The 25172-nt window shown below is 37.9% G+C and carries 17 protein-coding genes; 4 read left to right on the top strand and 13 right to left on the bottom strand.

The features are described 5' to 3' along the window. Positions 1-158 precede the first annotated feature (158 nt). Both HEQ36_RS12055 and HEQ36_RS12050 read right to left on the bottom strand, forming a co-directional pair. A complete protein-coding gene (locus HEQ36_RS12055) occupies positions 159-1931 on the bottom strand; it encodes a serine/threonine-protein kinase (protein WP_027403815.1) in 1773 nt (590 codons plus the stop codon). 239 nt (positions 1932-2170) lie between these two features. Then, positions 2171-3712: a YcjF family protein gene (locus tag HEQ36_RS12050; RefSeq protein ID WP_053539263.1), complete on the bottom strand. Its 1542-nt coding sequence runs from the start codon at positions 3710-3712 to the stop codon at positions 2171-2173. A 708-nt stretch (positions 3713-4420) separates the two neighbouring features. Between HEQ36_RS12050 and HEQ36_RS12045 the strand changes: the two genes are divergently transcribed. From HEQ36_RS12045 to HEQ36_RS12035, 3 genes are all read left to right on the top strand, one after another. After that, entirely contained in the window at positions 4421-4918 is a 498-nt protein-coding gene (locus HEQ36_RS12045; RefSeq protein ID WP_168637060.1) for a DUF937 domain-containing protein, read from the top strand. A gap of 332 nt (positions 4919-5250) precedes the next feature. Then, positions 5251-5943 (top strand): magnesium protoporphyrin IX methyltransferase, encoded by a 693-nt coding sequence (gene bchM / locus HEQ36_RS12040; protein WP_039204768.1) that lies wholly within the window; start codon positions 5251-5253, stop codon positions 5941-5943. Between the two features lie 951 nt (positions 5944-6894). Beyond that, complete coding sequence (locus HEQ36_RS12035; RefSeq protein ID WP_053539260.1) at positions 6895-7152, top strand: hypothetical protein; 258 nt, start codon at positions 6895-6897, stop codon at positions 7150-7152. A 512-nt stretch (positions 7153-7664) separates the two neighbouring features. Here the strand turns inward: HEQ36_RS12035 and HEQ36_RS12030 are convergent. From HEQ36_RS12030 to HEQ36_RS12000, 7 genes are all read right to left on the bottom strand, one after another. Continuing rightward, positions 7665-7751 (bottom strand): hypothetical protein, encoded by an 87-nt coding sequence (locus HEQ36_RS12030; protein ID WP_234413436.1) that lies wholly within the window; start codon positions 7749-7751, stop codon positions 7665-7667. A gap of 56 nt (positions 7752-7807) precedes the next feature. Continuing rightward, positions 7808-7963 carry a four helix bundle protein gene (locus HEQ36_RS12025; protein WP_250636666.1) on the bottom strand — a complete coding sequence of 52 codons (156 nt, stop codon included), beginning with the start codon at positions 7961-7963 and terminating at the stop codon, positions 7808-7810. Between the two features lie 238 nt (positions 7964-8201). Then, positions 8202-9380 carry a glycosyltransferase family 1 protein gene (locus HEQ36_RS12020; RefSeq protein WP_039202474.1) on the bottom strand — a complete coding sequence of 393 codons (1179 nt, stop codon included), beginning with the start codon at positions 9378-9380 and terminating at the stop codon, positions 8202-8204. A 201-nt stretch (positions 9381-9581) separates the two neighbouring features. Continuing rightward, positions 9582-10736, bottom strand: coding sequence for an NAD-dependent epimerase/dehydratase family protein (locus HEQ36_RS12015; protein ID WP_027403808.1), 1155 nt, complete (start codon positions 10734-10736; stop codon positions 9582-9584). Between the two features lie 165 nt (positions 10737-10901). Beyond that, entirely contained in the window at positions 10902-11357 is a 456-nt protein-coding gene (locus tag HEQ36_RS12010) for a hypothetical protein (protein ID WP_290707809.1), read from the bottom strand. A 343-nt stretch (positions 11358-11700) separates the two neighbouring features. Next, the gene (locus HEQ36_RS12005; RefSeq protein WP_168637059.1) at positions 11701-13146 is read right to left on the bottom strand and encodes an LCP family protein; all 1446 of its coding nucleotides are present in this window, start codon (positions 13144-13146) and stop codon (positions 11701-11703) included. A gap of 315 nt (positions 13147-13461) precedes the next feature. Beyond that, positions 13462-13824, bottom strand: a complete 363-nt coding sequence (locus HEQ36_RS12000; protein ID WP_174763466.1) for a hypothetical protein — start codon at positions 13822-13824, stop codon at positions 13462-13464. A 190-nt stretch (positions 13825-14014) separates the two neighbouring features. Between HEQ36_RS12000 and HEQ36_RS11995 the strand changes: the two genes are divergently transcribed. Continuing rightward, the gene (locus tag HEQ36_RS11995) at positions 14015-15175 is read left to right on the top strand and encodes an AI-2E family transporter (protein WP_168637058.1); all 1161 of its coding nucleotides are present in this window, start codon (positions 14015-14017) and stop codon (positions 15173-15175) included. A gap of 402 nt (positions 15176-15577) precedes the next feature. On the opposite strand, the gene HEQ36_RS11990 is transcribed toward HEQ36_RS11995, so the two are convergent. The 4 genes from HEQ36_RS11990 to HEQ36_RS11975 all read right to left on the bottom strand — a co-directional run bounded on the left by HEQ36_RS11990 (position 15578) and on the right by HEQ36_RS11975 (position 25030). Then, positions 15578-16318, bottom strand: coding sequence for a phytochelatin synthase family protein (locus HEQ36_RS11990; protein ID WP_168637057.1), 741 nt, complete (start codon positions 16316-16318; stop codon positions 15578-15580). Positions 16319-16380: 62 nt separating this feature from the next. Next, positions 16381-17589 carry a NupC/NupG family nucleoside CNT transporter gene (locus tag HEQ36_RS11985; RefSeq protein ID WP_168637118.1) on the bottom strand — a complete coding sequence of 403 codons (1209 nt, stop codon included), beginning with the start codon at positions 17587-17589 and terminating at the stop codon, positions 16381-16383. 458 nt (positions 17590-18047) lie between these two features. Continuing rightward, a complete protein-coding gene (locus HEQ36_RS11980; protein ID WP_290707805.1) occupies positions 18048-23582 on the bottom strand; it encodes a tetratricopeptide repeat protein in 5535 nt (1844 codons plus the stop codon). Positions 23583-23728: 146 nt separating this feature from the next. Beyond that, on the bottom strand, positions 23729-25030 hold the full coding sequence (locus tag HEQ36_RS11975) for a hypothetical protein (RefSeq protein ID WP_168637055.1): 1302 nt from the start codon (positions 25028-25030) through the stop codon (positions 23729-23731). Between the last annotated feature and the right edge of the window lie 142 nt (positions 25031-25172).

The following is a 25172-nucleotide window of genomic DNA, read 5'->3' as shown; positions in this document are numbered from 1 at the left end:
CCAATACTTTAAGATCCAGGTCTAAAGACGCGCTCGTTTCCCACTTACCGGGTATTCTTATGATGACAGGGAAGCAAATCAGCCCAAGTGACTGGGAAATTTACGTAATTAGATACTGTATTATCTAAACTCATGACACCAATGACTATCAGCAAACCCTAATTACGAATATTTACTTCCTGTAAATAATCTTCTGGTTGCAAAAATACTCTACGCTCAACGGCGCGTTTATCGGTAGGTGTGTTTTGTACTTCAATAACAGGAACTGTTTTTAGTGTCGCTAATTCTTGTTGTTGATTACGTAGACGTAACTTTTGGGAATATTCTTGTAGTTTGACTCTTGCTTGTGCATAGACATCAGTATCTTTGGGAACTCTTTCCAGGAGTTTAATTGCCCCAAAAAAGTCACCTACAGATGCTTGATTGTGGGCTTGATATACATAATATCCCGATCTAACTTGACGTTTTTGATTATATTCAGCTAATTTTTGTTTAACTATAGTGCCAGCGGAGCTTTCTTCAGGTATTTGTTGTAAGTAATATAAAGCTGTTGAGAAATCTCTTTCTTCAGCTTTTGCATAGGCTTTGGCTAATAATGTTTGTGCTTGGGCTTCGATATTTACTTTTGCTTGTTCAACTAGGGGCTGAATTTTTGCTTGCCAATAAGAATTAACTGTAACTTTAGCCGCGTGAGTTAATATGTCTGTCCACCGACTTTCTTTGAATGCTTTTTCTGCTGAAATATAATGCTCTGCGTCTTTTTGCCATTGCTGTTGCCATTCTTCAATTGAGGCTTGTGCTTCTGCATAAATATTACTATCAAGAGGGATTGACTGAGCTAAATTAATTGCTTTTTGTAGGTCTCCAGATTGATATTTGGCTATGGCTTTATATAAAGTTTCTGTGGCTGAGTAAGCTTGAGAATTATTAAATAAAGAATATACTCCTAACCCTAATAAAACGGAATTAATTAATAAGCCTAATCTTAATTTTGCTAGTAATGGTTGGGATTTTTGATGTGGTTTTTCAATAGTTTGATAAGATAATTGAGATTCTGATATTTGTATTTCTGCTGGGTTATTTACCCATTCTATATGCTTGAGTACCCATAGTGCTTCATGAGCGGATTGAAACCGTTCCTGATGTTGATAACGGATCATCTGATTGAGGAAAGCAATTAAATAATCATTAATTTGGGTATCATCATCACACCAAATAATTTCATTGGTTTTGGGATCAATTTCTAATTGCAGAGGTGCAAGTCCTGTAATAGCCTGAATAGCAATTATGCCCAAGGAGTAAAGGTCACTATTGGGTTGAGTTTGACCAATGAATTGTTCTGGAGGAATGTAACCCAAGGATGTTACAGGAATTTGATCTATGGATAATTCGGTTTCAATACTAAAATCTATTGGTTGAATTGAGCCAAAATTAATTAATACTAATCTGGCATCTATAGCTCGTCTAATTAGGTTTTCTGGTTTAATATCGCAATGAATAAAGCCTTGAGAGTGAACAAATTCGAGAATATATAGGGCATCTTCTAGAAATTTAATAACGTCAATTTCACTCCATTTACTTGAGCTTTGGGGGCTAGTTGGTAGTTCTGCTGCTAAAGACTCTCCAGGAATAAATTGTTGTACTAAATAAAAACGTTCATTTTCTTCAAAGCAGGTAATTAATTCGGGAATTTGGGGATGGCGACCTAAGTGTTTGAGAGTTTCAGTTTCTGTTAAAAACCGTAGTCTGAGATAGTCAAAATAGGAGGTAGATTGATAGTTGTTAACTTTGAGTTGTTTAACAACATATCTAGGTTTTTCTGGATGGTGCATATCTACCGCGATAAATGTTTGCCCAAACACTCCGGCACTAAGTGGTTGAACAATTTGGTAACGCTCTTGTAATAGTTTGCCGATCATTTGGTTATTCATGATCTAATTACTCAGAAATCCTTCTATATCTTTTCTGACATCGGCTACTATTTTCCGGAATTATAGAAAATAATTCAGTAAGTAGGTGAACACAATAAAACCAAACTGTGTAAAGAAATGTAAAATCGCCTAAACCCTCTTCACTCTTGCCTCTTGCCTCTTGCCTTTTGCCTTGCCATAACGACAATTTTCAACGCCAACCTACTTATGTGAAATATTTAATAATTATTTCAGTGTTTTTACTTATAATCTTCTTTTTCTGCAAAGGTATCAGTTAATGGTTTGACGACTTTAGCGATCGCTTCTTGCACAAAAACTTTGATAAACTCATCGCGGCGATTAATCTGAAATTGTTGCTGCACAACTTCTGTCATCCCCCCATCACCCCAATCTTGATCATGACGAAAGTATTCAATAAAACTTTTCCCAGCAATGCGGGTTAAATATGCGGCTGTCACCCCTTGAATTGCTCTTCCCACAATAAAAGTAGCCACATTCAGTTGCAAAGCCGTTGATAATAATTCAATTGCCCCTTTGACAATCCCTAAACCAGCAATAGTTTTTCCTAAAGATAGGGCTAATTCCTTGCCCCTTTCCATGTTTAAATCGCAACCGTAAAGCCTGCCAATTTCTACCACCATTTGAGCATTAACCGCCGCAGTGGCGAGTAAGTCTACCATTGGCAATGGGGTGACAGAAACCACACCTGCTCCAATCCATTGATACCGCTCAACAATTTTATCAGCTTGCCGACGACGCTGAGAATCTATCAGTTTACGGGCTTCTTCTCCTAAGCGTAAAGACTGTAAGAGAATATTGTCTGCCACTAAATCTTCACCTTCAGCGCGTAAAATGGAAGCCATACGCCGTAACAAAGGGATAATATCCGCTTCCGGTTGGAAAGTTTCGCCAGTTTCTAATTGGGCTATTTGGGGATTGGCAGCGATCGCCACCACATCATTAGTAGCAATAAAACCCCGTACCCGCTCCCGTAATCTCGCCAAGATTGATTCTATGTCAGTTTCAGTGTATAAATCTGTTTTATTTAGAACTAAAAGCGATCGCTTACCAATTTCCGCCAACCCCCGCAATGGTTCATATTCAGAACGGCGTAAATCATTATCCACCACAAATAACAACAAATCCGCTTCCGTCGCCAAAGCCCTAGCCAATTGTTCCCGTTCCGTACCCGCCACCCCCGGTTCTAAAATCCCTGGAGTATCAGTAATTAATATCTTCCGTTCCAAACCCTTCAACCGTAAACAATAGGTTTCCCCCACCTGAGTCGTTCCCATTGGTGCATTCACTTCACCAACTATCCGCCCCATAATCGCATTTACCAGAGAAGTTTTACCAGCACTACCAGTACCAAAAACAACAACCTGAATTTCCCCTCTCGCTAAATTCGCCTCAATTTCCTTAGTCCGACTCAGTAAAGCTTGGCGTGTCACCTCATCTTGAATTTGGGCTACTTGTTGACGTACCGCTTGCAAAGTAGAAGAAGCCGCATCCGATTTAGCTGCTGGAATTTGGGCAGAAGTCACCCTTTGACGTTGACGACTGGATTTTTCCTCCCCCTGCCGCAGCACCAATACATAATAAACAAACGCAGCAATCAAACCACCAATCAGTAAAACTAGCAGTAATAATAGTAAATTACCCAACAACGGCGAATAGGACAACTGCCAGTACAAGCGGGAAAGAGAATCAATTAGCCATAGGGTTAACGCCAAAATGACGATTAGGCCAACAATTAGTGTAACAATACGAGACAAAGGCATGAAGGATAGAAGTTATTACCTGTATAGTGGTTTTCTCAGCTAGAAACTAAAAAGCAACAATTTTTGATAAACTAATATTTAAGTGTATGTGTAGTGTTGCCTGATTGACTGACTGTTAAATTCTCCATTTTCTACCTGCTCTCAATTCATGGGAAAGTTAAATGCCGAGTTACAATATAAATTTTATCTCTGAGTTTAAACATTTTAGCTCTTTTAAAAAACTATTCTCCCGCGCGAGGATCAGCAAAAAGTTATCCTGGGGTATAGTCTTTCTCTGGGAATAGCAGTTTTAGGTATATCTGGAGGGTGATTAGTAGGCAATAGCTATTTTCAAACAGCCAGAGAAAAGGCAATCTTAGTCCATCAAGAATGTCTCTTATTTGCTAATTTACCAACGAAACTTTTACAAATAGTGATTATGGTTATACAAAATTATCATATCAAGTTTTTATGAAAATTTTAAGTAATCCTATTGATACTATACAAGAAAAATCTCATCAAAATCCAGAATTTTACCGATGATACCCATCAGAGAAAAATTACCTTTTATTCTGATTCCTTTCAAGTTACATAATTTACTATATCTCTACCAATTCCTTATTCACCAATATAATGATTTTGACTTTATTCCTGATTTATAACTGGTGATTACTTAATTTTGCTGTATCATTGATAATTAGAGATATTAAAAACAACAGGAAAAAATTAATGGGGCTATTTGATCAAATTCTTGGTGCAGTTAGTAATTCCAATCAGCCAGGTGGTTTGGATAACTTGATAAATATTGCCACCACAGTTAAACAATTAGGTAATGGCATTGGCTCAGACTCTGCCACCATGCAATCAGTTCTATCAGTTGTTGGTAAACAAGTACAATCATCTTTGCAGGCAAAACAAGCTACTGACGGAAGTGAAGCCGTACAAGAGTTGGTAAATCAATTTGCCGGAACTTCAGCCGATTTCCAAGCTGTAGATACCTTATTTTCTCCAGATATCCAAGCACAAGTAGCGGAAAATGCTGCTCAGGGTACTAGCTTAGATGTGAATACAATTCAACAATTATTACCAACTTTAGTCCCTTTAATTTTGAGTTTTTTACAATCTGGTGGTAATCCATTACTCAATAAATTTCTAGATGCTGACGGTAATGGTGATGTAGACATTATGGACGCGATTAAATTAGCTAGTAAGTTTTTAAGAATCTAAACTAGCCGGAATTTTTGTCGTTGAGAATTTACTAATACCAAATTCAGATGAAGCTGCATAGAATAAGAGGTTGTTTGAAAACTTTTTCGTGTGGGATCTGACACCCGCAGATCCCCCTAAATCCCCCTTGAAAAGGGGGACTTTAAGGAATTTAGCCCCCCTTTGTAAGGGGGGTTGGGGGGATCTCGATTAATTCTGATACTTTTCAAACATCCTCTAAGACTTCAAGAATAATTGACCGCAGATAAAGACGGATAAATTCATGGACTTCATGATTCTGTGCAGCCTCACATATAATTGGTATGACAAATGATAATTTTAAAATTGAGTTTATGAACGCAGCCGACGATAAAACAATAGTCCGCGAATACTTCAATTCCACAGGTTTTGATCGGTGGCAACGCATCTATGGTGATGGTGAAGTCAACAAGGTTCAGCTAGATATTCGCACTGGACATCAACAAACTGTAGATAATGTCATCGGCTGGTTAAAAGCTGACAACAATTTACCATCATTATCAATTTGTGATGCTGGGTGTGGTGTCGGTAGTCTGAGTATTCCTCTAGCTATGAGTGGTGCTAAGGTCTATGCCAGCGACATTTCTGCCAAAATGGTATCAGAAGCTCAGGATAGGGCTGTAATGGCTTTGTCAAATACTGTAAACCCCTCTTTTACGGTACAGGATTTGGAATCTTTGAGTGGTAATTATCACACTGTTATCTGTTTGGATGTTCTGATTCACTACCCTCAAGAAAAAGCTGACGAGATGATTTCTCATTTGTGTTCTTTAGCACAATCACGGATTATTCTCAGTTTTGCGCCTAAAACTTTCTTCCTGACTATCCTCAAAAAAATCGGTACTTTCTTTCCTGGTCCAAGTAAAACCACTCGCGCTTATTTACATCCTAAAGCTGATGTTATCAAAATCTTGGAAAAAAATGGCTTTTCAATCCAACGGCAAGCTATGGCGCGAACAAAGTTTTACTTTTCCAGTTTACTAGAAGCAACTCGTACATCTGTGTAGATAGTAAATTACAATTGATATACTAAACACGGGTAAGATTTAAACTTTTGCCAAATGACAAAGAACCCGGATGTGTAGGGGTAAAGCAAAAGCTCATTGGTGTCAACTTAAGCTCAAATCCCTACCACATCTCGTTCCTAGTCTCTGACTAGGAATGCAGTTGATGAGGCTCTGCCTCTAATATTATTGAAGGCAGAGCCTTCTAGAATTCATTCCCAGTCAGAGACTGGGAATGAGATGACTTGAGTTCTTTGCGGGATAGAGGTTTTACGTTAAGTTGACACCAATGAAGCTCTTGCTTTACCCCTACGTTTAGAATCAAACAATCAAGCCGTTTTGAGTATAATTAATTCTGTCTCACTACTTAATGATCCGAATCTTCTTTCTTCCCCCTGACTCCTATTACACTGCGGCGTAAATACACCAACCATTCTCAATCGTCAAAAAGCTTGCTTAACATTACTTTTGACCTTTGACTTTTGACTTCCGCTTTGCGGTACTAGCCCTAAGGAAAAGACTTCTTCCGCGAACCCTATTTAGTCATCAAATACTTGTATTTTCAATTATTCTAATTTAGATGTATAATTATAGTTTACAAGGAAAGTTTTGCCAAGTATTGCAAAAAGGAATGTATTAATCTATCTTAAGAGATATATTAATAACATATTGAATTTAATACAATCTGTTGTTAATAAATTAGAGAATAACTAAACGTGAATAACTGTCCTAAAGCCCCACCTATGGCTCACGCCACTCTAAACTATCACCAGGATGTAATAGTTTTATCTATTATTCCATTCTGAAAAAGTAGAGGAGCTATGAAGACAGAGCTATCCATCTATTTTGATCACCAACAGGGGAAACAAACAAGAATGTATAGCTTAAGGCACTCTGGGCTGTCAGTATTATATAAGTTTTATAGAGCAGTTGAGTCAATGGAGAAAAAAAATGATGAGCAAAGAAGATTTTCTCTATCCCCGTGGTCGCTATTATGGTCATGTCAAACCAGAAAACTTGGTATTTAATGCGAATTTGCAGGAATTTGCCCAAAAGGTTAGTTATATTTGCAATTTAGAAACTGGTGGCAAAATCTCACCAGATGAGGCTTATGATCAGATTAAGTTACTTTGGAAACAGTTGAAACAATCAAAAAAACAACTGAAAATCGGTGAACAACCTTTTCCAAGTAACGGTTCTGAAGAAGTTTAGGTTGTTAGTCAGGCTCTTCGGTACTTGTTATGCTAAACCGAGAAATTGAGAGAAGGGAACAGGGAACTCTTAACTGGGAACAGGGGAAAAATTTTAATTTTCTAGTTTTGGCTCTTGCGTCTCTTTTATGGTAATTGAGGATTGATGATAACAAAACCCTTACGGGACAAGGGTTATAAACAATTATTTCCATATTTTCAATGAAATGCCTACACAATAGTACTTTCAATGATTTTGAACCAGGTTTTCCATAAAAATAACCGAAGAACCCTAGTTTTTTAATAAGACTAATAATCATTCTGCTTTCTTCTTTTAATAAATTAAGAATCATTTCTACATCTTTTTCTGAACATAATCCTACTCGGTGAGATGAAGAAGGAGTCACCGAGTCAGTAGCCAGGAGTCAGAATCAATCAGTCGAGGATTCAAACCTGCGACTGATTAAAGACCACCAAATCGTAGATTTGGTGGGGGTCTTAAACCCAGTTATTCATCCGCCACTCGCACAGAATTCATTCTGAATTCTGACTCGGTGACTCCTGAATTCTGTTCGATAAAATTAGATGAGTTTCTAATTCATTAACTGACCCTTGAGCTATGTTTAAAAATCTTATATATTCTCCTCTATATCTTCGTCCATATCATAAGAGATATATTAGCACCGAATAGATACAGCACTTCTTCTAATTTGTTGAACCATACCATATAACTCATCTTTGGGAAAAAGTTTAGTGAGGAAATAGCATCTTTGAGCAATATCCATTCCTTTTTGCCAAATTATTAAGTCTTTAAAGTCATTAATATCTGACATTCTTCCTGTTCCCAGTTAAGAGTTCCCAGTTAAGAGTTCCCTCCAGTTTAGCATACTAAGTCCGGTAGAGCCGTTAGTCATTGGTCATTGGTTTACAGTAAGGAACAACTGACGACTGACTGTTTTGCGATCATTGTCCAAACACTACCCCAGGACTTTGGTGGTATCTGCTAGTATTTATAGGCGCGTTCTAAATGAATTTAGGTTCAAAATTTAGAAAAAAAGCCATATAGAACTCTTATTCTGACTTCTGACTCCTGACTCCTGACTCCTGACTCCTGGGCAGGGTTTCCCTGCCCCCACTGCTTAAAATTATTTTTTGATAATAATCTTCCAGTTGTTGTGTAGCCGATTTCCAGCCCCATTTCTCTGCTTCGGCACGGGCGTTTTTACGGATAATAGCTATTTCCTGCCGTTGTTTTAACAGACGTATAGTAGCATTAATTGCCTCTTGAATATCAGCTTGTGGATCAAAAAGATATCCATTTACACCATCTGTGACAATATCAGGGATGCCTCCAGAATGGGCTGCTACCACTGGACATCCGGCAGCCATAGCTTCTAGCAGCACTAATCCGAGTGTTTCTGTGCGGGAAGGAAAAATAAAAGCATCAGCACTGGCAAAGGCAGAACCTAATTCTTTACCCATGAGATAACCGACAAAATAAGTATTTGTCCCAGCAAAGTGTTTTTCCAAAACTTGACGGTGAGGTCCATCGCCGACTAATGCTAATCTGGCATTGGGAATGGCTTCTAAAATTGGTTTAATGCGTTCGATTTCCTTTTCAGCCGAAAGACGACCAACATACAATAATAAAGGGCTATCTGGATGATTTTGGGAAAGATGCGATCGCATTTCCGCACTAACTAAATCAGGATGAAATAATTCTGTATCTACTCCCCGTTGCCATAAATCACACCTTTCAATCCCATGGGTGGAAAGTTCCTTTACCATTGCCGTAGAGGTACACAAATTTAACTCAGCCTGATTATGACCGAGCTTTAACAACTCCCATAGTAACCCTTCCAACATCCCCAATCCGTAATGTTGCAGATATTGGGGCAAATGGGTATGGTAGGAAGCCACCAAAGGAATTTTGAGAACTTTACTATAAAAAATCCCTGATAGTCCGAGAACTGCGGGATTAACAACATGAATAATATCTGGTTGAAACTCTTCCAAAGCGTGACCAATGGCAGGGCGAGGCAGTGCCATTTTCAACTCTGGATAAAGAGGTAAGGGAAAGCCACTAACCCCGTAAACTTTCGCACCTTTATGTTCAGTGATGCCACCTTCAGGGGCAAATACCAAAACTTGATTGCCAAGACGTTGAAGATGGTCAACGGTATGACGAAGACGGGTAACAATGCCGTCAACTTTCGGTAAAAAGGTTTCTGTAAATAGGGCTATTCGCATATCAAATTATCAGAAGTTCAGAAGTTACAGAAGTTGCAGAAGTTCAGAATAGGAGTAGAAGGACAGGAGAGAAGGACAGGAGAGAAGGACAGGAGAGAAGATTTCTTTCTTGTTCCTTCTTTCTCCTAAACTCCTGATAGCGTTCACGTAGTGTGCCGAAGGCATAGTGTGGCGTTAGCCATACTCCTGAACTCCTATTTTCTATTTTCTATGCCAAGAGACTTTGGGGAGAATCTGTTTGTGATCAACTCGGTTCTGATACTTGTCAGCAAAGTTTAAAAGCGAATCAAGTAGGGAATCAGAGAGCAGGTGAGGTTGTAAACCCAAATCCAAGAGTTTGGTGTTTTTGGCGTTGAAATAGTGTTCTTCCTTCTCCACTCTGGGGTTATCTATGTGGTTAATATCCACATTCAATCCCATAGCGTTGCCGGCTTTTTTCACCATCATCGCCAAATCACCGACGCTAAATAGTTCGGTAAATTGGTTAAACACACGGAATTCTCCCGGTTCAGCAGGATTAGCGATCGCTAATTCAATACATCGCACCGTATCCCGGATATCCAAGAAGCCACGAGTTTGTCCACCTGTACCGTAGACAGTGAGAGGATGTCCCACGGTAGCTTGAATACAGAAGCGATTCAGTGCTGTACCAAATACACCATCATAATCCAAACGGTTAATTAACAGTTCGTCCATCCCCGTTTCTTCGGTTAGGACACCGTAAACAATCCCCTGATTTAAGTCTGTAGCCCTTAAACCCCAGATCCGGCAAGCAAAGTGGATATTATGACTATCATGGACTTTACTCAAGTGATACATAGAACCAGGCTGCTTCGGATAGGGCAAAGTATCCTTACGTCCGTTATGTTCAATCGTGATGTATCCCTCTTCAATATCAATGTTGGGAGTTCCATACTCACCCATTGTTCCCAATTTCACCAAATGGCAATCTGGGAAATCTTCCCGCATGATGTACAGCAAATTCAACGTACCAACCACATTATTGACTTGGGTAAGAACAGCGTGTTCACGGTCAATCATGGAAAATGGCGCCGAACGTTGCTCACCAAAATGCACGATCGCAGTTGGTTGAAATTCGTGTAAAGCTTTGTGCAGAAACTCGTAATTAGTAATATCGCCGATAAACAGATCAATAGACTTACTAGTCAAATCCTGCCATCGCTGGAGACGTTTCTGAATTGGTGCGATTGGGGTAAGGGTTTCTACACCCAGTTCATTATCCCAGTGTCGCCGCACCAAACTATCTAAAATTCCAACTTCGTAACCTCGATTAGAAAGGTAAAGCGCGGTTGCCCAACCGCAATACCCATCACCACCAATAACCAGGACTTTCATCTTTACCAGTTTTTACTCGCTGATAGCTAAATCTATCAGGTTTGTGTCCCCTCTTCATCATTAAATTCTCACTAAGGCAGTAAATAAATCCAAAATCCAAAATCCAAAATTCAAAATTACTTCTGTCCCTTACCTAACCATTAACTACTGACAACTAACCACTAACTACTGACTAATTTTATACTCCTGGGCGATGTAGTAAAACAGCCGATAATAATTTGGAAAGTCTTTGCTACCGCTTTGTCCTTGCCAGTGATACTCCAATTTCTCTTGGCTAATAGTCAATTTGATCACAGTCACCTTTTCCCCCGCATCTACAGCCAATACCCCAGCAAAACCTTGGTGAGTCCGAAAATTAGGGACTGGCTGAGAATTTTCAGTTAAGGATTTTAATACAGGCTTACTTGCATAAGCACGAATTTCCACATTCTTTTGGTTTGGTGAAACTAAAACAACACCATCACTATTGTCTGGGTTTCCTAACACCTGCCAAGTATGCGGATAAGGAAACTCAAAACCATAACGCCTATTTCCATATATATTCCATCTTGTATCTTGAAACTGGGGGTTATTAGCATTACACCCCCAAAAGATCATCCCGACCCCCACACCCGAAATCATAGCGCACAGCGCCTTTTTTACTTGTATTGCACCCCAAGGCTGTTTCATCATTCAGTTTTAACTCATATAATAATTTTCGAGCATATTAGAGAAACTGTCAGAATCAGGATGTCCAGGATTAAAGGATGAACAGGATGAAACCTGGAATTTCATCACCAATAGACATCTCCAAAAATTAAAGATACTTGACCTGAAAACCCTGTAGAGACGTTCCATGGAACGTCTCTACAATCTTTTTTGGAGATGTCTAATTACCAATTATCAACAAGATCCCCGAATTCTCAAAGAAATCGGAGATCTGAAACTCTCAAGGATGAATCGGAAATTGATACTCAAATTATGATTACGGACGGGTAGAATTTTGGAAAATCGCTTGGTTTTGAGACCAGTCTTTACCTACTTGGATAGTAATATCTGAACCAATATTACCTGTGCTTTCTACGCGCACTTCTCCAAATCCCAACAAACTACGAATTGATTCGGCACTGTCTCCGTCTCCTTGTTGAGCGACAATGTGGGTTACATCTAAGGGTTGTCCCCAGGGTTTAGAGACGAAGATATTGGTATAGCCGGCTTTCTCCAATGTTTTAATGAGGGGACGCAATTGAGAGCGATTCCTAGGTCGCGCTTCGCTATCGCCTCCTGTACTATCCTGAATAGCTACACGCAAACGACCAGGCTCACTAAATGATGTTTCTGTGGTCTTTGCTTCTAGACCAAAATGCTGAGTCATTAATTTAGCAATATTCCGCCCATCTGGAACCCAGTAGCTGGCATCAAACTCACGATTTTCGCTAAAGCGTCCAGGCAGCATTAACATTTGCATATTTGCGCGATTGATTTTTGAACCAAAACCAACCAGTGCTATTAATTCTTCAACGGATAAGTTGGTATCAATATTTTCCTTAACCACATTGAGAATATCTGGTAACTTCGTGATGGTTGTCGGGTTAAGAGTCTGTTCGATTAAAGCCCGCAACACCGTTTGCTGCCGCTGAATTCGCCCAATATCGCCCAATTCATCATGGCGATAGCGGAGTAATTGCAACGCTTGTTCACCATTGAGATGTTGTTGACCCGCTTTTAAATTAATGTATAAATGCTGGGAATCGTCCCGATATTTCATATCTTTGGGGACATAAATATTCACTCCGCCCAAAGCTTCAATTAGCTTACTAACACCCAAGACATTAATCCGAACGTAGCGATCAATTCCTACTCCACCCAAAAGATTACTAACGGTTTTCGCCGTCAAAGCTGGACCACCATCCACATTAGCCGCATTAATTTTTTTGACTCCATGCCCTTCAATTTGTGTACGGGTATCTCTAGGAACAGAAAGCATGACTACTTTTTTGGTCTCTGGATCAAATTTGACCAGCAGCATCACATCAGAAAGACCGTCAAAAGAGTTAATCTGGGGCAAATAACGCAGATTTTTGGTTTCGGATGGGGGATTTTGGACATCTGGAGGTAGTACACTCATACCCATTAACAGGATATTAACAGGACGAGTTAGCTGAGAAAATTGTAACCCATTGCCAGAAATACTGTCGCTATCAAATACTGCTTCTTCCTGGGGACTAAGTTGAGCTTGTTGTAAAGGCGTACTTTCCCAAGAAACAGCTAATAATGCCCCTGCAAGTCCTGATACTATGGCAATCCCCCCCATACCCACCGCAAACCATAGCCACCGTCCCGATTTAGACGGGCGAGAATTTTTTCCTTGACCCTTATATTTAGCTTTTGCTGCTCTTTGTTGTGCTGCTGATGTTTTTTGACTAGTCACAGACTTCCTCTCACCTACGATTTTAAATAAACTAAATTTGCCGATCAATACATCTAAAACAAATCAGACTATAATAGCCAACTCTTGATCAGTTTGCTATAAAAAACTGCTAAATATGGTAATCTTCAACTAAATTCCTTTTACTTAGATTTAGATAAAAGTTCAGTCTGTTCCCCGGTTAGGGACTTCCAGGAAATAAATTATCCCAATAAATAAATGAACAAACGAACCACAGAGGCACAGAGAACACAGAGAGAGAAGAAATAGGGAGGGTTTTTGCGTTAGTTTTGGGACATTTTTTTATTTGGAAGTCTCTTAATATTTCCGCCATACTCGTTCTGCCAAGTTGCTAAATCCCGGTAAACGGGAGGATTTACCTTGAATGACCCGAAAAATCAACCAAATACTCACTAAAAAATAACCAGAAGTCAGGAAACTATTGAGGATTAAAAAGCGAAGTGTCAAAAAATTCGTTACTGATCCAGTAGTTAACAATAAATAACCTAACATCCAGATAAAAGCCAAGGTAATAGACAAACGACTGATTGCCAGTTGATCCCGACTACCCTGCCGCTGATAGAGAGTCCACAGGGAGGGAAAAAAGCCGATAATGGGAATCAAATACAGAACGAGTTGTGTTTTTGAGATATCTGTATCTTTTGAGGGCAAGTTATCCATAGTGGTTGATGTGATCATAAACTAGAGATGGTGAATAATAGTCGTTAAGTTAGAGATAAATAACTTAAGTTACTTGTTAGGTAGGAGGCAATTAATAATTGATAATTTTCATCACCTATTATCTGCCTCAACGAGATTAATACTTGGTCAAGCAGAAACCCATTTAGTTATATAGTGTAATTACTTAAAAATGCAGACACGCAAGCTACTCAATTGGTGGCAAACACTGACACCTATAGCCAGATTTTTAGCGATCGCCCTACTTGCGCCCCTATTAGTTCTGAATGGTTGGGCTATTGCCGCAATTTTCAATTATTTTCACTCCCTGATTGTTATTTTAGTCGGAGCTTCCGTATTAGCATTTTTACTCAGCTACCCCGTGAGTTGGATGGAAAATCACGGAGCGAAACGAGAGCAAGTAGCCATTCTTGTATTTTTGTTAGCATTATCCATTTTATTAGCTCTAGGTGTCACCCTGTTTCCTCTCGCCCTGACTCAAGCTCAACAACTGGTGGCGCGGTTACCAGAATTAATAGACTCAGGACGTTCTCAATTAATGATCCTCAATGAAAAAGCAGAAGGTGCTGGTTTACCAATCAACCTCGATGCTTTAGCCGCACAAATCAACGATCGCGTCAAAGGACAATTACAGGCGATCGCCGGACAGGTGCTAAATTTAGCTGTGATCACTGTTACCAGTCTGCTCGATTTCCTGCTGACAATGGTATTAACCTTTTATTTATTACAGCATGGCGGTGAACTTTGGCAAAGTTTAGTAGAATGGCTACCTGGTAAATTTCGCGCCCCCTTCTCCAAAACAGTTCGTTTAAGCTTTCAAAACTTTTTTATCACCCAACTAATCCTCTCAACCTGTATGGCTTCTGCCCTAATTCCCACCTTTTTATGGCTAAAAGTTCCCTTTGGTCTATTATTTGGGTTAACGATTGGAGTCATGGCACTTATCCCCTTTGGTGGTTCTGTAGGTATCGCCCTTACCACCTCTTTAGTCTCACTTCAAGATGTTTCTATGGGCGTAAGGGTATTAATAGCAGCCATAATTGTCCAGCAAATTCTGGAAAATCTGATTGCACCCCGAATCTTAGGTAGTTTTACTGGGTTAAACCCCGTGTGGATTTTAATTTCTGTCTTAACTGGAGCGAGAATTGGCGGACTTTTAGGTGTAATTGTCGCTGTTCCCTGCGCTGTGGTTATTAAAAGCATCATCAATGCCATTCGTCCCTCAACACTTAATCTGGACACAGAAGACTCTCACCCCGAAGAGATATCTGCACCCATGACACCAGAAGCATCTCCGAAAATAGAGCCTAATAATTCTTTGAGTGTTTCATGACATACTCATCCGCCATATTGCTCTCAAAGTAGATTATCGTCCGGTAAAAATCCTAGTTCGGCATTGGGTAGATAAGATTTAGTAAAAACGTTATTGCTGTTATCTATCGGGAAGCAAACGCACCTAATAGCATAACACCAGCGGCTGCTAAAACATAACGTCTGCCCAAACTTACCCCATAACGTCGTTGCAGAAAATTGGTTGTGACAGAATTCATCCTTTTACCTCAATTACTCCAGATTTTCAGGTGTCTATTACAAAAGACGTTGCTAATCTCCTAATTGTTCACTATCTCATCCACAGATTCATAAATCCTCAATTGTTACAGTTTTGGTAACAACTGTTCCCTGTTCCCTGTTCCCTGTTCCCTGTTCCCTGTTCCCTGTTCCCTGTAGATAAACATCAATTATTCTTACTCACCAATACAAACCCCCGCGTCTTCCCCGCACCGACATCACTTGTATTCATTGCTTTCCATAAATTCTCTGTTTTTACCCAAACAGGTGGATATTTATAGCGCGAAACATCCATAATTAAAAATCTATCTGTTAACTCGTTATATGCCGCTAAAGGCGAAATATGTCCACCTCGTTCTTGACCAATTTCCTGACGTAAATAGTTAATAATAATAAAATTTCCTGGTTGCTTTAAATTCTCTGCTGCTAACTTGCGAAACTCTGCTAAATTTGTCCCACCAGCATGATACACCTTAACTTGCACGTCATAACTTTCCAATAATCCTCCTAACTGATCTAAAGTCATACCTTGACGGGCAACAACTTCAGAACTTACCACAGTTCTAGTTTTTGCATTACTAAAAAAATTATCTTGGGTAAATACCCGAAATGGCTTATATTGTAGTGCTTCTGGTGCAGGAACTTTCAAACTATTTAACACCATAACCATACTAGCAACGCCACAATATGCCTGATTAATTTGGGTGACAAACTGCGTACTTAATGGAAAAAAATCATTGTTTGATTTACTGGCAATTAATAACCTTTCACCTTCAGGAGTATCAAAACCAATCAAGTTTGGGGAAAGTGATAATGTTTGGGCAAAGACATTACCTCCAGCTAAACAAATGCCTAAAGTAATAACTTTAACTGATGTTTTGATAGAATTGATTGCTGCCAATTTCATAGTTTATTTTCAACCTGATTTAAATTATTTTTAGGACAACAGCAAGGCATCATTTTATATTATTAAATTAAAATTCCTGCAATTCCCGCAGTAATAAAACCCGCTAATAATCCACCAATCATAGTTCTTACACCCATACGGGCTAAGTCTTGTTGGCGGTTGGGTGCTATTCCTGTCATTCCACCAATAGTAATGCCAATTGAGCCAATATTAGCAAAATTACATAAGGCATAGGTAGTAATAATAGCTGAACGTTGAGAAATTTCTTGTTTCTTAATCAGTTCTCCTAAATCCAAATAGGCGATAAATTCATTAAGAATCGTCTTTTTACCTAATAATGCTCCAACTTGTCCACAGTCAGCCCAAGGTATACCCATTAACCAGGCTACGGGAAACATAATTAAAGATAACATCCCTTCTAGAGATAATTGCGGATAACCTGCCAACGTTCCCAACCAACTTAAACTAGCATTCACAGCAGCTAATAAACTCAAAAAAGCAATTATTATTACCCCAACATTAACTGCTAATTTTACCCCATCAATTGCCCCAGATGTGGCTGCATCGAGAACATTAACATAATTACTTTTGATGTCTATATTAACTTTTTCTGTAGTTTCCGATACTTCTGTTTCTGGATACATTATTTTTGATACTATCAAGGCAACAGGAGAAGTCATAAAAAAAGCAGCAATTAAATGTTCTGGTGGAATCCCAAAGGACAAATAAGCACCTAGTACACCCCCAGCAATGGTAGCAAAACCACCAGTCATGACAGCGTGCAATTCAGATTTTGTCATGTTTGCTAGGTAAGGTTTGACCATGAGTGCTGCTTCTGTTGGTCCCAAGAAGATATTTCCCGCACAGGACAAAGATTCAGAACCTGATGTTTTCATGGTTTTCATCATCAACCATGCTAGGGCGTTGACAACTCTTTGCAAAATGCCATAGTAATAAAGAATACTGATAAATGATGAGAAAAAGATAATTGTGGGGAGAATTTGAAAAGCAAACAGATGATCTTTGAAGTTTTCACCAAAGACGAATTTTGCACCAACATCAGAAAAAGCTAAAAAGTTACCAACGATATTTCCTAAGGATTTAAATAAGTTCAAACCCCAAGCCGTTTTGAGAATGACTATAGCCAAAATCAATTCCCACCCTAACCCCCAAGCAACTGTACGCCAACGCACGGCTTGACGATTCACGGACAGGGCGTAGGATATACCGATGAAAACACAAATGCCTAAAAATGAAATAGCGCGTTCCATATTCAATGTTTCCATATTTTTTGCAAATAAGCTTCAGAATAACTTAATTTCCGATCATTAAGTGCCGAATTAGCTAATTTAGGCGGTATTTATCACCAAAATGCTGCTAATGCAAGGGAATAAAAACAGGATATTTGCTGGCTTAATTAATCTTAAATATAAAGAAATAATTAAAAGTATACAAAACTTAAATAAATTGTTATTACAGAACTATGCAAATGGGAATAAAGAGTGTATATTGGTTTCAACTTCAGTATACCGAAAGATTTATAGTCTACCAATTATGAGATACCTCTGGTTCACAACAAAAATGAACCAGGGGTATCTGTGTTTTGGGGAACTGATAATTAGACATCTGGTAAAAAAGTAGAGACGTTCCATGGAACGTCTCTACACGGGTTTTAAACCACGCACATTTAATTCTCACCAGATGTCTATTGATAATCATAAGTAATGAATTATACATTATCCAGGATCATGCTTATCTCTCCAGCTTTTTCCTGTAAATCTAAATCTTGATAGATTTGCAAAATCTGAGTTAAAAACTGATGAGCAATAACTTGATTATCAGGCTGATTTTGCTGTGTCCGTTTCAGGTAAATTTCCCCTAACAGCTTATATGCTGAAGCTGTCAATTTTTGGCGGTTGTAATCTTGAAAGACTTGTAAACATTCTTGAGCCATTTCTTCGCTCCGGTTAAGATTTTCTAGAATTTCTACCTCTAGGTAAACACGAGCTATATCTAAAGCTTCTTCGGCTTTATTTACTATTTGTCCCAGTTCATCAAGATATGTGAAGCCTTTGTGATAGTATTCCTCAAATAAACCAATCTTTTCTGGTATTGAAGAGTTATCAACAGGTAAAAGATGTAGATCTGCTGAATATAGTAAACTGAGTGTAGTGTAATCGTAAGCAAGATTTTCTTGATATTGTTCTAGAGTATTGATTTCTATAGCTTGGTGGATATTTTTCTCAGCTTGTTTCAGTAATTCAGTAACTTCTATAGTGTGTACGGTATTTTTGGCTAATAAGATTTGACAGTAAGCAAGTCGTCGAAAACATCTAGCAACATTTTCATCTTTACCTAATTGTTGATAAAGTTCCCGACTTTGTTCGTAGTAACTGATTGCCTGTTCGTATTTACCCCAACCTTGATAAATTCTTCCTAGCTGATAGTAAGCAAGAGCAATTCTATCTTGGTCATCCAACTGCTGACGAATTGCTAAATCTTGGTTTTCACAATCAACAGCTTGCTGATATTTTCCCCATTCTCTATGGCATTCACTCATCCAATACCACGCACCAGCTATACTTTTCTCTTTATCTAATTGTTGATAAAGTTCCCGACTTTGTTCGTAGTAACTGATTGCTTGTTCGTATTTACCCCAACCTTGATAAATCCTTCCTAGCTGAAAATAAGCAAGAGCAATTCTATCTTGGTCATCCAACTGCTGACGAATTGCTAAATCTTGGTTTTCACAATCAACAGCTTGCTGATATTTTCCCCATTCTCTATGGCATTCACTCATCCAATACCACGCACCAGCTATACTTTTCTCTTTACCTAATTGTTGATAAAGTTCCCGACTTTGTTCGTAGTAACTGATTGCTTGTTCGTATTTACCCCAACCTTGATAAATCCTTCCTAGCTGAAAATAAGCAAGAGCAATTCTATCTTGGTCATCCAACTGCTGACGAATTGCTAAATCTTGGTTTTCACAATCAACAGCTTGCTGATATTTTCCCCATTCTCTATGGCATTCACTCATCCAATACCACGCACCAGCTATACTTTTCTCTTTACCTAATTGTTGATAAAGTTCCCGACTTTGTTCGTAGTAACTGATTGCCTGTTCGTATTTACCCCAACCTTGATAAATTCTTCCTAGCTGATAGTAAGCAAGAGCAATTCTATCTTGGTCATCCAACTGCTGACGAATTGCTAAATCTTGGTTTTCACAATCAACAGCTTGCTGATATTTTCCCCATTCTCTATGGCATTCACTCATCCAATACCACGCACCAGCTATACTTTTCTCTTTATCTAATTGTTGATAAAGTTCCCGACTTTGTTCGTAGTAACTGATTGCTTGTTCGTATTTACCCCAACCTTGATAAATCCTTCCTAGCTGAAAGTAAGCAAGAGCAATTCTATCTTGGTCATCCAACTGCTGACGAATTGCTAAATCTTGGTTTTCACAATCAACAGCTTGCTGATATTTTCCCCATTCTCTATGGCATTCACTCATCCAATACCACGCACCAGCTATACTTTTCTCTTTACCTAATTGTTGATAAAGTTCCCGACTTTGTTCGTAGTAACTGATTGCTTGTTCGTATTTACCCCAACCTTGATAAATCCTTCCTAGCTGAAAATAAGCAAGAGCAATTCTATCTTGGTCATCCAACTGCTGACGAATTGCTAAATCTTGGTTTTCACAATCAACAGCTTGCTGATATTTTCCCCATTCTCTATGGCATTCACTCATCCAATACCACGCACCAGCTATACTTTTCTCTTTATCTAATTGTTGATAAAGTTCCCGACTTTGTTCGTAGTAACTGATTGCTTGTTCGTATTTACCCCAACCTTGATAAATCCTTCCTAGCTGAAAATAAGCAAGAGCAATTCTATCTTGGTCATCCAACTGCTGACGAATTGCTAAATCTTGGTTTTCACAATCAACAGCTTGCTGATATTTTCCCCATTCTCTATGGCATTCACTCATCCAATACCACGAATCAGCTACATCTTTCTCTTTATCTAATTGTTGATAAAGTTCCCGACTTTGTTCGTAGTAACTTATTGCTTGTTCATATTTACCCCCTTCTTTATAGCAATCAGCCAGCCAATACCACATATTAGCTACAGATGTTTCCTTACCTAATTGTTGATAAAGTTCCCGACTTTGTTCGTAGTAATTTATTGCCTGTTCGTATTTTTCCCAATCTTGATAAGTTCTACCTATGTGATATAAAGCTAATGACTCACTTTGAGTTTTTTGAGTCTCTTTACTAATAGTTAGCATTTGCATAAAACAGTCCAAAGCTTTTTCATACTTTTCATGTAATCTGTGACAAACACCTCGATTATTCCAAAAAAGTATAAAAGCTGAAGGTTCAATATATCGAGCTAATTTATCAAAGCATTCTTGATAATAATCAATTGCTTTATCAAATTCACCTTTTTCTTGATAACAATTAGCTACAGACCAAGCTATATAAGGACTAAGAATACTATCTGTGTCCTCGGTTAATAACTCAAAAACTTCGATAGCTTTATCATAATTTTCTTTTCTTACATAGGACATAGCTGTAAGAAAAACTAAAGATTTTTGACAACTTTCATTATTATAATACTGGCGGTTAATTTCTAAAGCAGGTGTTATTTCTTCACCTAGTTCTTTAACCAAATCCTTAATACTACCAAACAGTGAAGGCTCTAATTGATTAATAATTTCTGTAGCGTAATTAACTAATCCTGCTGATTGACCACAAGCAACATACAGAATAGCTGTTTTTGCCTTAATTCGCATTTCTTGAGATAGGCTTACATCATTAGCTACTTCTGTTAATTTGGCTATGACTTCACCTTTTTGATAAAATAGCTCAATTTTCCGCAAAGTTCTTAAAATTTGCTTAATTGTCTCAGTTTCAAAATCATCATCTATACCAATACAGGTAAAAATTAACTGTTGAATAATATTTTTTCTAATAGCAACATGAGTAATTTCAACTTCAGCAATAACTTGTCCTGCGAATAATAAGTCTTGCAGTTTAAATTCTGTTTCTTGTAAATTTTCTACAGACTCCTCCACTCTTTTTAAATAAATAATAATTACATGAGCAGAACTAGAAGTTTTAATTTTTATCTCACCATATTGGAGTGTGGGTTTATAGTCTTGTAAATTGATAAATAATTTGTCTACTAGTTTCTTAACTTGTCCAGTAGAATAGTCTCCGTAATATCCTAAAGCTAATAAAATTGGCTCATTCCACCGGGGTTCATGCAGGTGTTTTTGAATCAGTTGTAAAATTTCATTTTGATCATTACCTGCAATATAACGAGCGGCAAAATATTCTTCAAAAGTCAAGTGCATAAAACCATAAACACCAGGTGCGCGTTCCACAAATAAACCTGTTGTTTCTCTCACTTTCCGCAGAAATTCTCCTACAGCTTGACGCACTAAATCTGATTCTGGTTCAGCATCATTTAGTTCTGCCATTTTGGTTGCTAGTTGCTGTTGCACTTCCGTTTCTGTTACTAAACCAGAAGGCTTTTCTTCGTGCATCCAATATGCTAAAGGTGCTAAAAGTTCAACTACTTCAGTTTCTCTTAATACGACTTTTGGAGCATCTGGTAATTTTTTACTAAGTTGCCAATCTTCTATCAAAGTTTGCACTGCTAATTCATATAACCTCACCCGACGGTTAGGTAAACGTTCCCCATTGCGGTGAATCAGTGCCAAAATAGTTAACAATAGGGGATTTGCTGTTAAACGTTTTACACCTTCATTTTCTTGAATTGCATTTACAATATTTTGTGCTTGCTCATTTCCTTTTCTTTGTAATTGTTCTTCATTAGCATCTGGTTGTTGTGCTTTTTCTACTGTGCGACACCAACGATATAAAAACTGTTCTACCTTTTCGCTGCTCATATCTTCAATCATATATTCAGCAAAACGGCTGCTTAATTGCACATCACGATAACCAGCAATGCGGCTAGTAATTACATATTTATTATTAGAAAAATCATTAACAAACTGATTAATAGATTCTACAATTTGTCTGCGGCTTTCCTGATCAAATACTTCATCTAAACCATCTAGCAACATCAAGCATTTTCCCTGACGCATAGCATCTAATAAAAATGCTGATACCTCAGTTCCCATTTCTCCTTGTGTTTGAAAATGAGCTTCCCACTGACGATAAAATTGGCGTAAATATTCAGTTAAAGTTAAATTTGGTTGTTGTTTTAGTTTTTCTGCATAATCAGCAATACGAAAAAAAATAGGAAGGAGAGTTTTTCCTAAATCTTCCTTTGCTTCCCCACCAATTACCGTTTCTTGATCATCCCTTTTAGCTGTGGCAAAATGCAGAGCTAAATAACGTAAAAGAGTAGTTTTACCCGCACCAGGAGCGCCTAAAATTACGCTGTAAGAATTTGCTTTGACTGCCTGGGATAATTCAACCTTTTCTGTAATGGTTTTGGTACTAGATATAGATGTGATTTTTTCTCGTACAGGTTGATAATATTCAGTTTCATCCCTATCATCGAAATCAATTCCTGTTCCTTTACCTCTACTAAAATTAGAGGGAGATTTTAAAACAGTTACTGCTTCAATTTCTCTACTTGCAGAAGTATCAATGATTTCTTGTCGTCGTTGTGCTTGCAGGGAAACATAAATCTGGTCAAGGAAAATATCAACTTGACGATTTACCTGCATTACCCCACTCATTTTGAGATAGGAATTTTCAGCAATTAGCCATTCTAAATAAGGATAAAGTAAGGGATTACGAGTTTCAAATTGTACTACCTTTTCTCGCCAATCCCAAAAATCCGGCGCACGGTGACGAAACTCATCTAAAAATTTAATTTGATTCAACCAAAAAATTAATATTAAGTTTCTACCAAATAACTCTTCTCGTCCTAAGTTTAAACATTGCATTTCTCTAAACAATCTATCTGTAGGCAATTGATCAAGACCAAATGCCATAATTAATTTGCGCTCTGGTTGCACATTTTCATCTAAACTATATAAGAAGTTATGAAAAGAATTTTCACTATAAAAAAAGTTGTCAAAAGTAAATTTTTCTTCGCATTTTTTTAAATCTTCTTGTAGCTGTTGCACAACCAAATGTTGAGGACTACTTTCTGGTGCAACAGCAAAAATAATTGTTGTTCCACTGGAAAGTTCTAAGATGCTGACTAATTTTTCTAATTCTTCTTTATCAGCTTCGGTCAAAATATAATTGGAGTCATCAGAAAGCATAGTTAGCACCAGTTTAAATTACAGGATGTTTCATGACCATACACAATGGCAGGCAAGATGCCCACCCCACCAGAGTTTTATTATTAATTTCTATACTTCATTTGCCAGCAATTTTCTATAGTAAGGTTTCTAGAATAGTTACATTTTTACAGAGAATTGTTAGCCTCTTGCCAACGTTGTAAATCCTCTATCAAAATAGGGTTAATATCAAACCAAGATTTTTGTCTAGAATTGTAATAACCCAAAACGAGTTTGTTTTGTAAAAGCTCATCACAAATAATAAATTCGCCTTTTTGTGGTAAACTATGGGTTTTAGAGGTTAACTTTCCAGTAATATGTACTGAATGAATTTCGGGATATTGATAATCATCTAAATTATATTCTCTGCGAACTTCTTGCACTGCTGATTTTGCAGTGTCCAAATCTACTAACTTCAATCTTTTTCGCAGTCCGATTTCACAAGCAGTCCGCGCTAATCTCACTAAATCTCGAATCACACCACCGCTTTTTTCACAAATCAGTTCTAAGGCATCAGGTGTAAATAAACCTTGATAATCATAGCCTAAGCTATCGAGACGTTTATTAATTATATTCACGAGAGTTTGTCTGCCTATATGATCAGGGTTATTTGTAGGACATAGATTATTATCACATTCAAAAACGGGAGGATTATTCAAATCCAAACATTTTTGAAAGCTTTCCATTGGTTGTCTAAAGTTCGGCGAATATCGCAAAGCAATGGGAATTGCATAGATAATATGACAGCTTAATTCTGTCAGCAATGAACTAGAAAACATATCCAAAGCTGTAACTAAATCATGTCTATCTAGTCCATCAACAATAATAAATAATTTTTGGTTATTTTCTTTTTCAGCAGCGATAATAATCTCATTAACGCTATCAATAATTTCCGTTAATTTTGGACGAACATTAACGGTTTTAGTTATTTCTCTAGTTAAGCCACGTTTGAGAATTAATCCTGCTTTTTCGATAAATTCTGGCATTCCCAAACCTTCAGTATGAGTACCTTTATCTTGATAAACTACTGTCTTGAGTGCGTCCTGTAATCTTGTTAATAATTTATCTTTTTTAAATAACCAATTAGATTTAATAGCTTGCTGTGCAATTTGCAAACCAATCAAAACTACAACTTCAGCATAGCCAATGTTATATCTATCTAGGGCTGTTTGGGTATCTATCCAAATAACAGTATGTGTATTTCCTAATTTTTGTTCTAATCGTCGCAGTTCAGTAGTTTTACCGCCACCTCGATGACCCGCCAGTAAAAATTTTGCTGGATCATCTTCCATTTCCAATAAACTAACAAGCTGGTCTACAGGACTATTATCTCTGGGGACGTAGAAATTTTGCAACTCTTCAGATGTAGCCAGAGGTTCTTCTGGTTTGAATCGCTGGTAAGCAGGTTTCCAAAAATTGGTATTACTCATATTAGTGATAAACTGGGCAAAAAGCTCTGTTTTAGGGTATTATCTTTATTTTAGTATTGTTTTTGCCCGTAGGAATCTTATATAAAAATAAAAATATTCCACTATGGGGATTACAAAAGACATCTCCTAAAAAGATCGTAGA

Source organism: Anabaena sp. 54 (assembly GCF_017355725.1).
Classification (GTDB): Bacteria; Cyanobacteriota; Cyanobacteriia; order Cyanobacteriales; family Nostocaceae; genus Dolichospermum; species Dolichospermum heterosporum.
Note: the sequence above shows the minus strand (reverse complement) of the source record. Positions and strands in the feature narration are given on the sequence as shown.